Consider the following 16,970-nt stretch of genomic DNA (forward strand, 5'->3'; position numbering starts at 1 on the left):
GCGCCACACAGTTGGCACTATAGCCAGCTAATCATTTGATTTTGCAAGGGTTTTTATTCCGCAGTGGCCACAGATCTCTCTCATATCCGCAATTTCTCCATTATTGCCCATATCGACCACGGGAAATCTACCCTGGCTGACCGCTTTATCCAGGACTGTGGTGGCCTCTCCGATCGGGAGATGGCTGAACAGGTGCTGGACAGCATGGAGCTCGAGCGCGAGCGTGGGATTACCATCAAGGCGCAGAGTGTGACGCTCGACTATGAAGCGCGCGATGGTAAGACCTATCAACTGAACTTTATTGATACCCCCGGACACGTGGATTTCTCCTATGAGGTGTCCCGTTCTCTGGCAGCTTGTGAAGGCGCGCTACTGGTGGTAGATGCCGCCCAGGGCGTTGAGGCCCAATCGGTTGCCAACTGCTATACAGCCATTGAACAGGGGTTGGAAGTTATCCCTGTCTTGAACAAGATGGACTTGCCCCAGGCAGACCCTGAAAAGGTTGCCGAAGAAATTGAAGATATTATCGGTATCGATGCCGCCGAAGCGACTCGTTGCAGCGCTAAGTCTGGCCTCGGTGTTGAGGATGTACTGGAAGATCTGGTGCGCTTGGTACCACCGCCTGAAGGCGATGTCGATGCTCCTCTACAGGCGCTGATTATCGACTCATGGTTTGACAGCTACCTGGGCGTTGTTTCCTTGGTGCGTGTTGTCCAGGGCACCCTGAAAACCAAAGAAAAGATTGTCACCAAATCTATCGGTCGTGCCCATGTTGTGGACAGCGTGGGAATCTTTACACCCAAGCGCCACGAAACCGGTGTACTTCGCGCAGGTGAAGTGGGCTTTGTGGTGGCAGGGATCAAGGATATTCATGGCGCTCCTGTGGGCGATACACTGACCCATGCTAAGGGCGCCGATGATATTGATATGCTGCCGGGCTTCCAGAAGGTTAAGCCCCAAGTTTATGCAGGCTTGTTCCCGGTTAGTTCAGATGATTATGAGGCTTTCCGGGATGCGCTGGAGAAGCTGTCGCTGAACGATGCCTCCCTGTTCTACGAGCCAGAAACATCCGATGCGCTGGGCTTTGGTTTCCGTTGTGGCTTCCTCGGCATGCTGCATATGGAAATTATCCAAGAGCGTCTGGAGCGGGAATACGACCTGGATCTGATTACCACAGCGCCGACCGTGGTTTATGAAGTTGAGCAGTCAGACGGTGAGATAGTGATGGTAGATAATCCATCGCGCTTACCCGATGTAGGCTCCATCGAAGAGATGAGGGAGCCGATTGCCGAGGTGAATATTCTTGTACCTCAGGAGTATTTGGGCAATGTCATCACTTTGTGTGTGGAAAAACGCGGTATTCAAAAGGACATGCAGTACGTAGGTTCACAAGTGTCCCTGCGCTATGAACTGCCGATGAGCGAAGTGGTTATGGACTTCTTCGACCGTCTCAAATCCGTAAGCCGCGGCTTTGCTTCTTTGGATTACAGCTTTGTCCGCTTTGAAGCGGCCAAGTTGGTGCGGCTGGATATCCTGATTAATGGTGACCGGGTGGATGCTCTGGCGCTGATTGTCCACCGCGATAATGCGCAGCAGAAAGGCCGCGCAATGGCGGAAAAGATGAAAGAGCTGATTCCCCGTCAGATGTTTGATGTGGCGATCCAGGCGGCTATTGGTGGTCAGGTAGTTTCGAGAACCACGGTGAAGGCGCTGCGCAAAAACGTGACGGCCAAATGTTACGGTGGTGATGTTACTCGTAAGAAGAAGCTGCTGGAGAAGCAGAAAGCGGGTAAGCGCAGAATGAAGCAGTTGGGCCGTGTTGAAGTGCCGCAGGAGGCATTCCTGGCGGTACTGAAGGTGGATCAGTAGGGTTTCGGCCCTACGCCACGACGAAAAATAAGGGATAGTAGAGAAAAGTAATGGATATAAATTTACCTCTGATTCTGCTGTGGTTGGTTGTGATTAGTGGCGGAATTTGGTTAGTTGACAGTCTGTTTTTCGCCCGTCAACGCAAGAAGAATGTCGGGGACCAGCAAGAAGATCCGATCGTTGTCGAGTACGCGAAGTCTTTCTTCCCGATTCTGGCGATCGTATTTGTTCTGCGCTCTTTTATTGTCGAGCCCTTCCAGATTCCTTCAGGTTCAATGATTCCAACATTGGAAGTCGGGGATTTTATTCTGGTCAACAAGTATGCCTACGGTGTGCGCTTGCCAGTGTCCCGAACCAAGGTAATGGATGTGGGTGAGCCCAAGCGCGGCGATGTCATGGTGTTCTTTCCACCCCACAATAACGATACTTACTACATCAAGCGGGTGATTGGGTTACCCGGTGACAAGATAGAGCTGAAGAACAATGTGCTCTATGTCAACGGTGAGATGGCTCGCCAAGAATTGATCCGGGCTATCCCGCCAAGTAACCCGCAAACAGAAGTCATGTGGGAAGATCTCGATGGCTATCGCCACGAGATGCAGAAAAGTGTCCGCCCCCGGCAGTACAGTAACTTTAGTGGTGTAGTGCCGGAAGGGCATTATTTTATGATGGGCGATAACCGCGATAACAGCCTCGATAGCCGGGAGTGGGGCTTTGTCCCAGAGAAGGATATCGTCGGCAAAGCTTTCGCCATTTGGATGCACTGGGACAAGTTGCTCAGTTTGCCCAGCTTTAAGCGTGTAGGCTCAATCCAATAAAGAAACCAGCCGGGCCTTAGCCCGGTTATATATAAAGGATAGAGGGCATAGTTATGGGTAGTAAACTCAACCTTTCACTGCAGCAGCAGCGCGGTATGAGCTACTGGGGTTGGCTGCTGATTATCGCGATGTTGGGATTTGCTTTGACCTGTGTATCCAAGATGGCACCGGCCTACCTAGATGCTCGTTACGTTAACGAAGGGCTAAAAACCCTGGGACAAAATCCAAACCTGGAAGATATGACCACGGGTCAGATTAAAAAAGAGCTGAACCGTTTTTTCCTGGTAAACAATGTGCGCGGAGAGCCTACTAAATCTGTACAGGTAGTTCGCGGCGCAAAGGGTTCTGTTGTGAGCATCAATTACGAACTGCGCCAGCCGCTGATATACAACGTAGATGTTGTGATGAAGTTTAATAAACAGCTCGACACTGCGAAGCCGGAGCTTTGCTGTGATGCGCTGATCGATCTGGAGCAATTCCGCAAACGTGACTGATCTTTTATTGGAACGCCTTTGCAAGCGCCTCGGCCATGACTTTGATCAGGCCGAGCTGCTTGAGTTGGCTCTTACTCACCGATCCCACGGGAGTCGTAATAATGAGCGCCTGGAGTTTCTCGGCGACTCGATACTCGGGTTCACTATCGGCGCGGCACTTTACGAGCAGTTCCCCAACGGGCGCGAGGGGCAGTTGAGCCGCTTGAGGGCACAATTGGTTAGCGGTGAAACCCTGGCAAAACTTGCGCGGGAGTTGGAAATTGGCGATTGCCTGCGCCTCGGTGAAGGTGAAATGAAAAGTGGCGGCTTTCGTCGGGCATCGATTCTGGCCGATGCCGTAGAGGCTCTTATTGGGGCCATCTATCTGGATGCCGGTTTGGAGGCTGCGCGCGCCCGGGTACTTGAGTGGTTTGCATTGCGCTTGCAGGGCCTATCATTAGAGACCGTGAAGGATCCCAAAACTCGCTTGCAGGAGTGGCTACAGGCTCGAAAAAAACCTCTGCCGGAATATAAAGTCGTAGATGTTTCTGGCGCTGAACACGCACAGCATTTTGTAGTGGAGTGCCGTGTCAGTGGCCTTACGCAGCCTGCAAAAGGCGAAGCCAGCAGTCGCCGTAATGCTGAAAAGACTGCGGCGGTGAAAGCTTATAAGCTCCTCACCGGGCAGGACTAACCTTACAATAGAAACGACGCGCCGGATCCATTTCCCGCATCGTAATGACAGCCCCTTGTATCATTGGGGGCGCTTCTGGCTCCGGGGCTTCCCGGAGACCTCCAACTCTTTCGGAGAAATTTCTTGAGCGAACAACCTTCTCGCTGTGGCTATGTCGCGATTGTCGGCCGCCCCAATGTGGGAAAATCCACACTGTTGAACCACCTGCTGGGGCAGAAACTCGCGATTACTTCGCGCAAGCCGCAGACGACCCGCCACAATATGCTCGGTATTAAAACCGAAGGTCCAAACCAGATCATTTTTGTCGATACTCCGGGTCTGCACTCCGATCAAGAAAAAGCGATTAACCGCTATATGAACCGAGCTGCCGCCAGTGCTGCGCGGGACGTGGATGTAGTGGTGTTTGTTGTAGAGCGCACTCGTTGGAGTGAGGCAGACCAGTTGGTGGCAGATAAGCTGCGTGGTATTAAATGCCCATTAATCATCGCCGTGAACAAGGTGGATCAGCTCGAGGATAAAGCTGATCTACTGCCCCAGCTACAAGCCCTGGCTGAGGAGCATCCAAAAGCTGAAATTGTTCCCATATCAGCCTTGCGCAACGTAAATCTGGATACTTTGGAAGAGGTAATTCTGAAGCACTTGCCCGAGGGGCAGCATTTCTTCCCCGAAGATCAAGTGACTGACCGCAGCTCGCGCTTTCTCGCAGCAGAAATTGTTCGCGAAAAGATTATGCGTCAATTGGGTGCCGAGGTTCCCTACCAAGTTACTGTGGAGGTAGAGGAGTTTGCCCAAGAGGGTAAGGTCTTGCATATCAGCGCTGCTATTTTGGTTGAGCGGGCGGGCCAAAAACGTATCATCATTGGAAATAAGGGCGAGCGAATCAAACAGATTGGCAGCCAGGCTAGAGAAGATATGGAGCGCTTGTTTGATAGCAAGATAATGCTCAATTTGTGGGTGAAGGTGAAATCTGGCTGGTCTGATGATGAGCGGGCTCTGCGCAGTCTCGGTTACAGAGACGAGTAATCATCAGGGCAATTTCCCCTGCACCTATGAAAACGCCTCAACCGCCTCAACCCGCATATATCCTCCATTCGCGGCCCTATAAAGACTCCAGTTTGATCCTGGAGCTTTTCACTCCCGATTACGGCCGGCTGGGCTGTGTCGCCCGTGGGGCCCGCCGTGACAAGCAGCGCCGCCAACAAGCGTTGCAGCCTTTCACCCCGTTGCTTGTCACATTGATGGGAGCGGGTTCACTTAAAACGCTCGGTCCAGTCGAAAATGTTGGTGTACCACTATGGCTCAAGAGCCGAGCGGTTTATGCGGGCCTTTATGCCAATGAACTGATGGTAAGGCTCCTTCCCGAGGGCGAGGCGCATTACACGCTGTTTGCAGCTTATCAGAGCCTGCTGGAATCTCTGTCTCAGCTGGAGGGACTCTCCAACGCTGAACTGGAAGGTCCGCTTCGTCGCTTTGAGTTACAACTGCTCCTGGAGCTCGGTACCTGCCCGTCCCTCAATATTAGCGGCCCGCGAGGAGACCCTGTAAGTGAAGATGGGGTTTATCGCCTGGATGATGAGTGGGGTTTAATTCCTGTTCACCGCTCCAAAGATGAGAGTCTGGGAGAGTGTTTTTTTTCAGGTGCCGAACTATTGGAGATGGACAGCGCTATGAATGGGGGTGGCTGGTCAGGTGACGCTTTAGCACCTGCAAAGCGTCTTACACGTTTATTGTTGAGGAAAGTATTGGGGGATAAGCCTTTGAAGAGCAGAGAGCTTTTTCGACAGGTTTACGGAAAAAAATGATTGTTAGTATTGGCACCGATATTTGTAACTACGACCGTATTGAGGTGGCGTGGCAGCGCTTTGGTGATCGCTTTGTTGAGCGTGTTCTTAGCAGTGCGGAAAGGAAGGACTTTTATGCTATGGCTGAGTCCATCCGCGCTGCATATCTGTGCAAGCGATTTGCGGCGAAGGAGGCTGTAGCCAAGGCCTTGGGCACAGGGATTGGCGAGGGGGTTTCCTGGCAAGACATTGATGTCCGTCGCCGCAAGGGCGCTGCACCGCAGGTGGTACTGGCGGGCGCAGCTGAGGAGAGGGCCGAAAAACTTGGTGTGGACAGAATCCACCTCAGCCTGTCTGATGAAAAAGACTCGGCCCTGGCATTTGTCGTGTTTGAATCCTGCTAGGCAACTACCTCCAGGCCAAAGAGCGCATCCAAGTCTTGTTCAGAAGCCCACTCGCGCAGGGCCCGGATCTCCCTGAGAACAGCATTGAGTTTGCGCTGGTCAAAGGCTAGGGCATCGGAGCCTTGGATAGTGCGCAATGCCTCTTGTAACACGCAAGTTGATTCTCTCAAGCGTGAAACTCCGCAATAGCAGCAGCCACCGTGCATGCGATGAGTGAGTTCGAACATGCCCTTGTAATCCCCAAGGTTGTACAACCTTTCCAGTTCTCTCTCATCTGAACTGAGACCGTCAATCAACATGCGCAGCATGTCCCTGGCCAGCTTGGCATCGCCGTTGGCGAGGGCCAGGCATTCGCCAATGTCTACCAGGCGCATCTCCTCAATCTTCACTTTTTCTGCGGCCTGGGGAGTGATGATCTTAAGCCAGCGCTTGATCATATGGGAGAGCTGGGCCTCGCTAACAGGCTTGCTTAAGTAGTCGTCTAGTCCCGCAGACAGCAGGCGTGCTTTTTCTTCGGCGCCGGCGTGGGCGGTGAGGGCAATGATTGGAGTACGGCGGCCGGTCTCCTGCTCACGAATCAGACGTGTAGCTTCGATACCATCCATCTCGGGCATTTGAATATCCATAAATACCAGGTCGAAAGCTCCCTGCTGCCAGAGCTGTAGAGCTTCTTCGCCGCTTGCTGCAATAACGACTTCTACATCTTGTGCTCGCAGAAGTTCGCCAACCAGTCGGCGGTTTGCCGCGTGGTCATCCACTGCCAACACACGCGGTGGTGCAGGCCACGGTAGCGCCTGTACCCCGCCATTAACCCGCTGTTGCCCCTGCTGTGGTACTGCTCGTTTCAGGGATCGCAGCAAATTGTCTCGGGTGACGGGTTTGCTAAGGAAAGTGAGAGTGCGGGTGCGCAGTTGGTCGTAGCAGCGACGCAATTCAGCGGGTGGGCCCAGAACGATCACGCGGCACTGATAGGTATCAACCAGCGACTGCACTTTGCTACTGAAATTATCAAAATCACCTTTGGCAGTAGCTGTATCGATAATAACCGCATCCGGTAGGGCATCGTGCCGCCACATTTGCTCGATTGCCGGTTGCAGAGTATCGGTATCGCCGAGTTCTATGGGCTCCACTTGCCATTGGCTGAGTAGCTGGGCTACCTGGGTCCGTGTAACTGGGTTGGGGTCTGCAAGTAAAATTCGGCAGCCAGGATATTGAATACGCGGATACATGCCTCGATTACGTTCAGCCTGGAGGGAAATTTGCACCCAACAGGTGTTGCCGTCATTGGCTGTTTCTTCAATACCTGTGCAGCCGCTCATTCTCTCGACTAGGCTGCGGGCTATAGACATCCCTAAACCATTTGCGCTGATTTGTTGGGTGAGCTGTGGGGACTTGCTAGTGAGGATGTTCTCGATTTCACGGCGACCAGCCTCGTCAAGACGGTTACCCAGGCCGGTAACCGAAATACGGAGTACAAGTTCTGAGTTATTAATGCTATGTACTGACAAGCGCACAGGGATATTGCCATTTGCTGAGCTGCGCACCGCGTTACCGATCAAGTTTGTAAGTATTTGCTTAATTCGCAACGGGTCTCCGATTAAAGTGGGAGGGAGTTGAGAATCGATCAAGGGCACCAGTTCCAGATGGTGCTCATAGGCGTTTGGGGCCAGTATTTGCAGGGTCTCTTCAAGTAGTAAGCCAAGGTCCATAGGGATATGGTCAAGGACCAGGTTGCCGGACTCAATGCGGGAAAAGTCCAGGATGTCGTTGATGGTAGTCAACAGGTTTTCCGATGAACGTAAAATGGTTTGCAGGTAATCCTGCTGTAGCTCATCAATTCCAGTTTTTAACAACAGGTTGGTAAAACCGATAATGCCATTTAAAGGTGTGCGAATCTCGTGACTGGTATTGGCTAGGAACGTCGATTTAATCCTGCTTGCTTCCTGCGCCCTTTTACGTGCTAAGTCCAGCTCAATATTTTGTTCTTCCATACTGTCCAGGGATTGGCGCAGGTCATCCATAGACTGGAGCAAGTTGGCTTTGTATTCCTGTTGGTAACTGGACAGGTTTTCAGCCATCTCGTTAATTTGGTTTCCCAGTTGAGCGAGTTCTCGATTCTCCGTTTCATGGGTGCGTCGATCAAACTCACCTCTGCCAATCGCCTCCAGAGTATGCCCCATTCTAATCAGGCTGTGAGCAAAGCGCTCAGACATGATGACCGACCAGGCCAGCGCGGCTAGGGTACAGAGAATCAACCCCACCAAACCTACGAGTAAAACTTGGTAAGTTCCCACCAGGAAATAGGGGCGATGTAGCTCAATACTTATCCAGCAGGTGGTGATATCGCCTTTCAATGGCTGTAAAACCTGAAGGGTCTCATCATCTTCAAAAATAAAGGGTTCGCGCTTGTTAAGGGTGTCCCTACTAATGGGGCTGCGTGGACGCGGCCCGACACTGGCCAGCAAGCTGAGTCCGGTGCTGGGGTTGAGGGCTAGCTTGGGGCTGGGTTCGGTGGAGTAGACATGAACAGATCTGACCATATCTTTTTCCAGCATTAGCGCCAGCAAACTTTTACGCAGCCATTCCATTCTAAGTTCAGCTGGATGGCCCCCGCTCATCTCAATTAGTTCAGCTAGCTGTTCGGCGCTGGCTCGACCGTGGCTTAATAGTAATTGGCGACGATCGTGCATTTGCTGCAGGGTGAAAACGAGAGCGAGGAGCAAGGACAGAATTAGTGCGGGTGCTACAGTAAGGCGAAATACCAGGGTTCGTAAGGATCGAGGTTGCTCTGGTTCCTCGATTGAGAGAATAGGGTTGCCTGGGGCCATGTTAAGAGGGGCCTTGTACGATTATTTTTCCCTCATTTTACCGTTATGTACATCTGAGCGCACTCATTCACTTATCAGAAAACGCTTCTTTTTTGTCACAATATGCGCGTTTTAGAGGCTCAAAGATTCACTTTGCCAAGATTAGATAGCGCGGCATAGCCATCTGAATAATACCGCTTCAGGTATATCTCCCTTAATAACCTGGGTAGGGAGTAGACCAAAGTAGACGGTATTTAGTGCATAGTACCGCTTGCTGTACACTTGGACCCCGCGAGATTTTTCTGGAATTTATTGCATTATGGATTATCCAACAATTGCTGACTGCGTAGGCAATACCCCGCTGATTAAACTACAGCGCCTGCCAGGTGATACCAGTAATACTGTTTTGCTCAAGCTGGAAGGCAATAACCCTGCGGGTTCGGTAAAAGACCGCCCGGCACTTTCAATGATCAACCATGCGGAAGCTGCAGGATATATTTCTCCAGGAGATACCCTGATTGAAGCGACCAGCGGTAATACGGGAATTGCCCTGGCAATGGCTGCAGCGATTAAGGGCTATCAAATGATATTGATTATGCCCGACAGTGCTACCGAGGAGCGCAAGGCTTCAATGACAGCTTATGGCGCTGAGTTGATATTGGTTAGCGCTGAAGAAGGTATGGAGGGTGCGCGGGACTTAGCTTTGCAAATGCAAGAGGATAAAAAAGGATTGGTACTGAACCAGTTTGCCAATAGCGATAATCCCCTGGCTCACTATGAGGGAACCGGTCCGGAGATTTGGCAGCAGACCTCTGGAACGGTGACTCACTTTGTCTCCTCAATGGGTACAACCGGTACCATTATGGGATGCGGGCGTTACTTGAAGGAGCAAAATCCCGATATTCAAATCGTTGGATTGCAGCCAACTGAAGGCTCCAGTATTCCGGGGATTCGCCGTTGGCCGGAGGCATACTTACCTAAGATTTTTGTTCCTGAGCAAGTGGATATGGTCATGGATATGGACCAGCGAGAAGCTGAGGATATGACTCGCAGGCTAGCGAAGGAAGAGGGTATTTTTTGTGGCGTTTCCTCTGGAGGGGCGGTAGCCGGTGCTTTAAGGCTGTCTGCGCAGCTAGAAAATGCGACGATTGTTGCAATTGTCTGTGATCGTGGAGATCGTTATTTATCTTCAGGACTTTTTGCCTCCCCAAAATAGTTCTTACTTTTATTCTCTAATTTATCTTATTTTATTGATCAATGCTGGAAATAAAGTGCTTTAACTCCAGCATTGTGCCTGATATCTACTAGCAAAAACTTTGTGAGATTCGCAGCTTTGTAAAGTGATTCGCCAATCAATCTACAATCATCTCTCTTGCCCCTTTTTTTGGGGGGAGCCTCTAATCCTCCTGCTATATGTGCATTGCCAGTTAAAAAAGCAATAACTAAGCCGGTAAATACAAAAAAACTGATAGTTTGTAAAGTTCGGTAAAGCCTTGTTTTGTGTTCATGTAGAGGTGGAGAAATTCACTTTTAAGTAACAAATGCAACCTGTTCACTTCTCTCGATATTCCCCAATATCACAATTTTAGTTTTCTATAGGCATTGGTTTTGCAGGTTTACTGTTGGTTAAAAGGTCAACAAGCTGGACAAGACTTATACCTTCCCACTCAAATTGGTACGAAAAACTGCTGAATTTCGCGCAGCTTATTGAAATGTATACAGAAAATCATGGACTTTGGTGAGTTCAAACCTATGATAGAGAAGCGCTTAATCCAGCATGAGCACTGAGTAAATGTGCTGCTAAGCCAGGTAACGACAAAATTATGCCAATAACACAAATGACTCTTGTTAAAAGATGGTTCAAGTAAGAAAGCATCATTCCTTTGGTGGAGAAGGTGAACTCGACCTTGAATCCTGGTTGCGCCATGTACAGAAGCTCGCGGGCCTGGATGGTTCTGCGATAGTAACTTTGCGGCGCGCAGCTGAGGTGAGTGCCGAAGCAGAACAGCGCGCAATTGAGGCGGAAAATATCTGGGCTGAGGGCGCTAGCAGTTTTGCCTCAGGCCTTGAGATGGCTGAGATTCTCGCCGACTTACAAATAGACTCAGAAGCACTTGTCGCGGCGGTGCTGTACCGTGCCGTACGTGAAAAACGCCTGCCACTGCAAGCTGTGGAAAAAGAATTTGGTGAGCGAGTTGCCAAGTTGATTCGTGGTGTTTTGCGTATGGCTGCGATTCGCAGTCGCAGCGCAGATACCGGAGAAGAGAGCCCGAGTGGTGCGGTAGAGGAACATTCAGAGAATATCCGGCGTATGCTGGTGGCATTGGTCGACGACGTGCGAGTCGCTTTGATCAAACTCGCTGAGCGCACCTGTGCCATTCGTGCTGCAAAAAACTCAGAGCCGGCTAAACGCCAGAGAGTTGCTCGTGAAGTGGCCGATGTTTATGCACCCCTTGCCCATCGCCTGGGAATTGGTCATATCAAATGGGAATTGGAAGACCTATCATTTCGCTATCTTGAGCCGGAAGATTACAAGCAGATTGCTCGCTTGCTGGATGAGAAAAGACTGGCTCGGCAGCAGTATATTGATGAGGTATTGGAGCTATTGCGCTCTGAACTCGAGCGCGCCCATATTGAAGGTGATGTCTACGGGCGAGCAAAGCATATCTATAGTATCTGGCGGAAAATGCGCCGGAAAAATATCGGCTTCTCCCAGGTTTATGATATTCGCGCAGTGCGTATTCTTGTCCCAACAGTAAGGGATTGCTATGCGGTTCTGGGTATAGTGCACAACCTCTGGCGCAACATACCGAATGAATTCGATGATTATATCGCCTCCCCCAAAGAAAACGGTTATCGCTCTCTGCACACGGCTGTAATTGGCCCCGAGCGAAAGGTGCTTGAGGTTCAGATCCGAACTTTTGCTATGCATGAAGAGGCGGAATACGGTGTTTGTGCTCACTGGCGTTACAAGGGCACTGATCTTAAGAGCGAGAGTAAAGATAGCTACGAGCAAAAAATATCCTGGTTGCGTCAGGTGCTCGACTGGCATGAAGAGGTGGGAGGTAACCCACTACAAGATGATTTACGCTCCAGTGAGGCAGATTCACGTATTTATGTATTTACCCCCGGCGGTCATGTTGTAGACCTGCCTCGGGGTGCAACACCATTAGATTTTGCCTACAAGATCCATACAGAAATTGGTCACCGTTGTCGCGGGGCTAAAGTAGATGGCCGAATCGTGCCGCTCAACCACCGGTTGGAGACAGCCAATCAGGTTGAAATCCTCACAGGAAAACTCGAAGCGCCGAGTCGCGATTGGCTCTCTTCGGGCATGGCCTATATCACTACCTCCCGTGCCCGAGCCAAGATTATTCACTGGTTTAAGCAGCAGGCTCGGGATCAGAATATCGCCGATGGCCGCAGTATTCTCGACCGGGAATTTAAGCAGCTGGCGCTGAGTGATTTCGATTTCGATAAGTTGGCAGCCAAGCTCAACATGCATTCCCTAGAGGACCTCTATGCGGCAGTGGGTGCCGGTGATATAGGCGTGGGTCAGGTTCTCAACGCAGCCCAGCGAATGGTGAAGGTCGACAATGTGCCTCGGGTACCATCGCTGACGGCTCCAGTTGCCCGGGGAGAAGGCAAGGCAGATGTCTATATCGACGGAGTGGGTAATTTGCTCACCCACATTGCCGGCTGTTGTAACCCCGTTCCAGGCGATGAAATTATGGGGTATATCACCCTTGGGCGCGGGGTTTCTATACATCGTAAAGACTGCGCAAATATGCTGCGTATGCAGGTTGAGGAGTCTGAAAGGGTACTCCAGGTAAGTTGGGCGGAAAAACCCCGCGAACTTTACGCCGTTGAAATTATGATCGAAGCCTACGATCGCCAGGGCCTGTTGCGGGATGTCACGGTGATGCTGGACAGTCAGAAAATTAATATTACCGCTATGCAAACCCGCTCTAATAAGAACAAGCATACGGTAGAAATGATCGTGACTGCTGAGATCCACAACTTTGAAGAGTTGAGCCAAGTTTTACATCGGATCAATCAACTGCCCAATGTGGCAGCGGCAAAGCGGCGAATTCTGCGCTGAACGTTGAGTAAGGAATAACGTGGAAAAGAATTACTCTGTGGAGGACCTCCTCCACTTGATGGCTCAGCTTCGCAGCCCTGAGGGCGGTTGCCCTTGGGACCTGAAACAGGACTTTGCCAGTATTGTCCCCTCTACGATTGAAGAGGCCTATGAGGTAGCAGAGGCTATTGAGCAGGAAGACTTTGAGCACCTGCACGAAGAGCTTGGAGATCTGCTCTTCCAAGTCATTTTTTATGCCCAGTTAGGGCGTGAGAAAGACCACTTTGATTTCCCCCAGATTGTTGACACTTTGGTACGCAAACTAGTGCGCAGGCATCCCCATGTCTTTCCAAGTGGAACCCTCTACGGCGACCGCTCTGCCGAAGCTCTTGATGAAGCTGAAGTAAAGAGGAATTGGGAGGCGATTAAAGAGGCCGAACGCACTGCCAAAGGGGATGCAGGAACCCTGGCAGGAGTAGCTGTGGGTCTTCCGGCTTTGACGCGTGCGGCCAAATTACAGAAGCGCGCCTCCCGTGTCGGTTTTGACTGGCCCAATATTGATGGTGTCCTCGATAAGATTGAGGAAGAGGTTGCAGAGTTGCGGGAGGCCGTGACAAATGGGGATACGGAGCATGCAAAGGAGGAGCTGGGGGATCTGCTTTTCTCTTGTGTGAATGCATCCCGCCACCTGAAGGTTGATCCTGAGGCAGCTTTGCGGGGGTGTAGCAGGAAATTTGAGCGGCGTTTTGGTTATGTTGAGTCCAGTTTACACAGTGAAGGTCGGCAAGTATCAGAGGCAACGCTGGAGGAACTGGACAGACTTTGGGACAAGGCCAAAGTTCAGCGGAAGCCCGGTGCTGATAGCTAGGGATCTTAACAGGCTTACATAGAGCGGAGCTTTAAGCCCCTTTTAGTACTCTGTGGTTTGTATGGATTGTGGGGGTATCGGTAGCAATCTTGCCCAATCTGAGGTGTGAGTGTAAGGTAGCGCTCTTTTAGCGCGGCGGCTTTTGGTTCGTCGATAGTATTGGAGGCTTACTGAACATGCGAATTATTCTCTTGGGCGCGCCGGGAGCCGGCAAGGGCACTCAGGCTCAATTCATAACAGAGAAGTTCGGCATTCCGCAGATCTCCACCGGCGATATGCTTCGCGCTGCGGTGAAGGCGGGTACCCCTCTTGGCCTACAGGCCAAGGATGTTATGGACGCGGGAAAATTGGTTTCTGACGACCTGATCATTGCGTTAGTTAAAGAGCGCATTGCCCAGGAAGACTGCGCTAAAGGGTTCCTGTTCGATGGTTTCCCTCGCACCATTCCCCAGGCTGAAGCCCTTCTGGAAGCCGATGTACATATCGATCATGTTCTGGAGATCGCTGTTGACGATGAAGAAATCGTAAAGCGTCTCTCGGGCCGCCGGGTTCATGAAAACTCTGGTCGCGTCTATCACATCGTATACAACCCGCCCAAGGCTGAGGGTGTCGATGATGTGACTGGCGAGGCACTGATCCAGCGTACAGATGATACTGAAGAAACTGTTCGCAACCGTTTGGCGGTTTATCACGAGCAGACGGCACCGCTGGTAGGCTTCTATCGCGAGCTGGAAGCACGCTCTCCTGAAGCGGCTCCCAAGTACAGCAAGGTAATGGGTGTTGGCGGTATGGATGAGATTCGCGAGAAAGTGTTGGAAGCTCTCAGCTGAGATCATCGCTAACATTTTTTAAAAGCCCCCACTTGGGGGCTTTTTTGTATCTCCAGAAGTGATATAGAGCGAGTTGATCACGGCGGTATTGGCCTGGCAGTATGCGCTCTTCCCTGCCCGATAACTGGCAGGATTTCTTGAAAGGATAAGATTTCTAACGGGGCGGTTTATGTCTACGGCAATAATTTTGATGAATTTAGGTACTCCAGCTGAGCCCACACCTACAGGAGTAAGAAGTTTTTTGCGGGAATTCCTTTCAGATCCGAGGGTTGTCGAGATACCGCGGCCAATCTGGCTGACCATATTGAACTGCTTGGTACTGCCTTTTCGTCCACAACGTATTGCCCCTGCCTATGCGGAAATATGGAATAGCAGTGCAGATGAAACAAAAGTGGAAGGATCGCCGCTTCTCTACTATACGCAGAAGCAAGCAGAGCTGTTGCAGCAGCGTTTAAAAGTAAAAGGTTGCGATGTCGCTGTTGAATATGCCATGACTTATGGTGAGCCCCGCCTCGACAACACCATAGAAACTCTGCGCAAGAAAGGTTTTGAGTCTTTTATAGTGCTTCCCCTATATCCCCAATATTCGGCTACCACAACTGCAGCAATTTATGATCAGGTGGCGCAAATTTTTCGCAATAGTCGCGATATTCCGGATATTTCTCTGATTCGAGATTATTACCAAAATCCCCTCTACATAAAATCCCTGGCCAATTCAGTAAAAGAACACTGGGAAAAAGCAGGGCCAGCGGAAAAATTGTTACTTTCATTTCACGGTATCCCAAAAGCCAATGTTGATAAGGGGGACCCCTATTATCGCCATTGCATGGAAACCGCACGGTTATTAGCGGATGAACTAGAAATCAGTGAGGATAAGTGGCAAGTCACATTTCAGTCGCGCTTTGGTAAGGCAGAGTGGTTGCAGCCATACACCGATAAGACTCTTATTGAATGGGGTAAAACAGGAGTTAGTAGTGTCGATGTAATTTGCCCGGCTTTTTCTGCGGATTGCCTGGAAACATTGGAAGAAATTTCGGTAGAGAATCGCGCTAATTTTATTGATGCTGGGGGCAGTGACTACCGATATATTCCCGCATTAAATTTACGTGAGGATCATATAGAGGCGCTTGCGGGAATTGTGCAAACTAAGCTCAATGGGACAAAATAATTTCTACCAAAGTGCTAAAACGGGACCCAAAAGTGAAAATTGATAAGAAAAATATACTTTTTTTATAAAAAGTTTCTCATTTTTCGCTTTTTTACTTGCAATGCCGGGTATTTTTATTAACTTTGATAAAGTTGTATCGAAATAGGCGGTGCGGCGCTCTGCATAAGTAATAAAAACGGCCGATTCCAGTTTTTATTCGATAGCTAAAAGGCAATGCTGCCGGCACACTTTTGGATGTACTTCTTCTTTCAGTGAGGAGACAAGGGATGGCAAGAGTAGTAAAAAAAGGTACACGCGCGAAACGAGCAACTAGTGCGACCGCAGCGTCGCCAGCGGTCGTGAAAGCGCAGAAGGCGGTAGATTCAGCGACCAAATCGCTGGATGCGCAAATGGACCGTGTTGCTAAGGCTAAGGCTCGAGCGCAGAAAAGTAATGCGGCAACAGCGAAAACTTCGCTGGCCAGTGCCAATAGTAAGGCAAAGGATTTGCGCGCCAAGCTGGCAGCAGCAAAGATGGATCTTGCCAAAGCTAAGGCTATGGATGCCGTACATATGGCTGAAGCTGCTGCAAAAGAAAAGGTGGAAAGTCTCTCTAAGAGCCTCTCCAGCAAAGCAGATAAAGAGTTAGCTGCCGCACTTAAGGCATTTGAAACACGCTGGGTAAAAACCAAAGAAAAGGCTCATGCCAAGAAATTGAAGGCTGCTGAGAAGAAGGCTGAAGCTAAGGTTAAAGCAGCTGCAAAGAAAGCTGCCGCTAAAGTTAAAGAGTTAGAGAAGAAGGCTAAAGCCAAATTAAAAGCCGAAACTCAAAAGGCCAAGAAGAAACCTGCAGCCAAGGCCACAGCAGCGAAAAAGCCCGGACGCCCCAAGAAGGCCGCTACAGCGACGGCGAAAAAAGCCGGCCGTCCAAAGAAGGCAACTTCAGCGGCTAAGCCAGCAAAAAGAGTCGGACGACCCAAGAAAGCGACTGCGACAGCAGCTGCTAAGAAGGCTCCAGCCCGTCGCGGCCGTCCACCGAAGGCTGGTGCTGCCCGTCGAGGTCGGCCACCGAAAAAGGCCGCCTAGGGTCATATATATGGGCTCAACGATGTGAACTTTGGCAGGCTCCTCATAAACCCCGGTTAGTCCGGGGTTTTTTAGTTGCGGGTTGCGATATTGGGCATGACTCCCCTCCGCTC

General features: G+C 50.6%; 14 protein-coding genes. 13 read left to right on the forward strand and 1 reads right to left on the reverse strand.

Annotation, left to right across the window (positions count from 1 at the left end; genetic code table 11):
- Positions 1 to 63: 63 nt before the first annotated feature.
- The 7 genes from lepA (at position 64) to acpS (ending at position 6,039) form a co-directional block, all read left to right on the forward strand.
- Complete coding sequence (lepA, locus tag ACJJIY_RS12360) at positions 64 to 1,869, forward strand: translation elongation factor 4 (RefSeq protein WP_413662746.1); 1,806 nt, start codon at positions 64 to 66, stop codon at positions 1,867 to 1,869.
- Positions 1,870 to 1,919: 50 nt separating this feature from the next.
- A complete protein-coding gene (gene lepB / locus ACJJIY_RS12365; RefSeq protein WP_413662745.1) occupies positions 1,920 to 2,687 on the forward strand; it encodes a signal peptidase I in 768 nt (255 codons plus the stop codon).
- A 53-nt stretch (positions 2,688 to 2,740) separates the two neighbouring features.
- The gene (locus tag ACJJIY_RS12370) at positions 2,741 to 3,181 is read left to right on the forward strand and encodes a DUF4845 domain-containing protein (RefSeq protein WP_445354702.1); all 441 of its coding nucleotides are present in this window, start codon (positions 2,741 to 2,743) and stop codon (positions 3,179 to 3,181) included.
- A complete protein-coding gene (gene rnc, locus ACJJIY_RS12375; protein WP_444898005.1) occupies positions 3,174 to 3,854 on the forward strand; it encodes a ribonuclease III in 681 nt (226 codons plus the stop codon). Before ACJJIY_RS12370 ends, rnc begins: the two co-directional genes overlap by 8 nt.
- A gap of 123 nt (positions 3,855 to 3,977) precedes the next feature.
- Positions 3,978 to 4,877: a GTPase Era gene (gene era, locus ACJJIY_RS12380; RefSeq protein WP_282931965.1), complete on the forward strand. Its 900-nt coding sequence runs from the start codon at positions 3,978 to 3,980 to the stop codon at positions 4,875 to 4,877.
- 92 nt (positions 4,878 to 4,969) lie between these two features.
- Positions 4,970 to 5,656, forward strand: coding sequence for a DNA repair protein RecO (gene recO / locus ACJJIY_RS12385; RefSeq protein WP_444898004.1), 687 nt, complete (start codon positions 4,970 to 4,972; stop codon positions 5,654 to 5,656).
- Complete coding sequence (acpS, locus tag ACJJIY_RS12390; protein WP_444898003.1) at positions 5,653 to 6,039, forward strand: holo-ACP synthase; 387 nt, start codon at positions 5,653 to 5,655, stop codon at positions 6,037 to 6,039. Before recO ends, acpS begins: the two co-directional genes overlap by 4 nt.
- On the opposite strand, the gene ACJJIY_RS12395 is transcribed toward acpS, so the two are convergent.
- On the reverse strand, positions 6,036 to 8,867 hold the full coding sequence (locus ACJJIY_RS12395) for a response regulator (RefSeq protein ID WP_444898002.1): 2,832 nt from the start codon (positions 8,865 to 8,867) through the stop codon (positions 6,036 to 6,038). The two genes, acpS and ACJJIY_RS12395, sit on opposite strands and share 4 nt — an antisense overlap.
- 298 nt (positions 8,868 to 9,165) lie before the next feature.
- Here ACJJIY_RS12395 and cysM point away from each other — a divergent pair, with 298 nt between their 5' ends.
- The 6 genes from cysM (at position 9,166) to ACJJIY_RS12425 (ending at position 16,857) form a co-directional block, all read left to right on the forward strand.
- Positions 9,166 to 10,062, forward strand: a complete 897-nt coding sequence (gene cysM, locus ACJJIY_RS12400) for a cysteine synthase CysM (RefSeq protein WP_444898001.1) — start codon at positions 9,166 to 9,168, stop codon at positions 10,060 to 10,062.
- Positions 10,063 to 10,701: 639 nt separating this feature from the next.
- Positions 10,702 to 12,948, forward strand: coding sequence for a GTP diphosphokinase (relA, locus tag ACJJIY_RS12405; protein WP_444898000.1), 2,247 nt, complete (start codon positions 10,702 to 10,704; stop codon positions 12,946 to 12,948).
- Positions 12,949 to 12,967: 19 nt separating this feature from the next.
- Complete coding sequence (gene mazG, locus ACJJIY_RS12410; protein WP_444897999.1) at positions 12,968 to 13,795, forward strand: nucleoside triphosphate pyrophosphohydrolase; 828 nt, start codon at positions 12,968 to 12,970, stop codon at positions 13,793 to 13,795.
- A gap of 176 nt (positions 13,796 to 13,971) precedes the next feature.
- Positions 13,972 to 14,625, forward strand: coding sequence for an adenylate kinase (gene adk / locus ACJJIY_RS12415; protein WP_282931972.1), 654 nt, complete (start codon positions 13,972 to 13,974; stop codon positions 14,623 to 14,625).
- Between the two features lie 169 nt (positions 14,626 to 14,794).
- Positions 14,795 to 15,793, forward strand: a complete 999-nt coding sequence (gene hemH, locus ACJJIY_RS12420) for a ferrochelatase (RefSeq protein ID WP_444897998.1) — start codon at positions 14,795 to 14,797, stop codon at positions 15,791 to 15,793.
- A gap of 266 nt (positions 15,794 to 16,059) precedes the next feature.
- On the forward strand, positions 16,060 to 16,857 hold the full coding sequence (locus ACJJIY_RS12425) for a hypothetical protein (protein ID WP_444897997.1): 798 nt from the start codon (positions 16,060 to 16,062) through the stop codon (positions 16,855 to 16,857).
- Positions 16,858 to 16,970: the final 113 nt, after the last annotated feature.

This window comes from Microbulbifer maximicatervae (SeqCode) (genome assembly GCF_052468155.1).

Excerpts from the sequence above, each read along its gene's own strand:
- ACJJIY_RS12370 (WP_445354702.1), top strand. The coding sequence starts at position 2,741 with ATGGGTAGTAAACTCAACCTTTCACTGCAGCAGCAGCGCGGTATGAGC.
- ACJJIY_RS12425 (WP_444897997.1), top strand. The coding sequence starts at position 16,060 with ATGGCAAGAGTAGTAAAAAAAGGTACACGCGCGAAACGAGCAACTAGT.
- lepB (WP_413662745.1), top strand. The coding sequence starts at position 1,920 with ATGGATATAAATTTACCTCTGATTCTGCTGTGGTTGGTTGTGATTAGT.
- hemH (WP_444897998.1), top strand. The coding sequence starts at position 14,795 with ATGTCTACGGCAATAATTTTGATGAATTTAGGTACTCCAGCTGAGCCC.
- relA (WP_444898000.1), top strand. The coding sequence starts at position 10,702 with ATGGTTCAAGTAAGAAAGCATCATTCCTTTGGTGGAGAAGGTGAACTC.
- adk (WP_282931972.1), top strand. The coding sequence starts at position 13,972 with ATGCGAATTATTCTCTTGGGCGCGCCGGGAGCCGGCAAGGGCACTCAG.
- cysM (WP_444898001.1), top strand. The coding sequence starts at position 9,166 with ATGGATTATCCAACAATTGCTGACTGCGTAGGCAATACCCCGCTGATT.
- ACJJIY_RS12395 (WP_444898002.1), bottom strand. The coding sequence starts at position 8,867 with ATGGCCCCAGGCAACCCTATTCTCTCAATCGAGGAACCAGAGCAACCT.
- acpS (WP_444898003.1), top strand. The coding sequence starts at position 5,653 with ATGATTGTTAGTATTGGCACCGATATTTGTAACTACGACCGTATTGAG.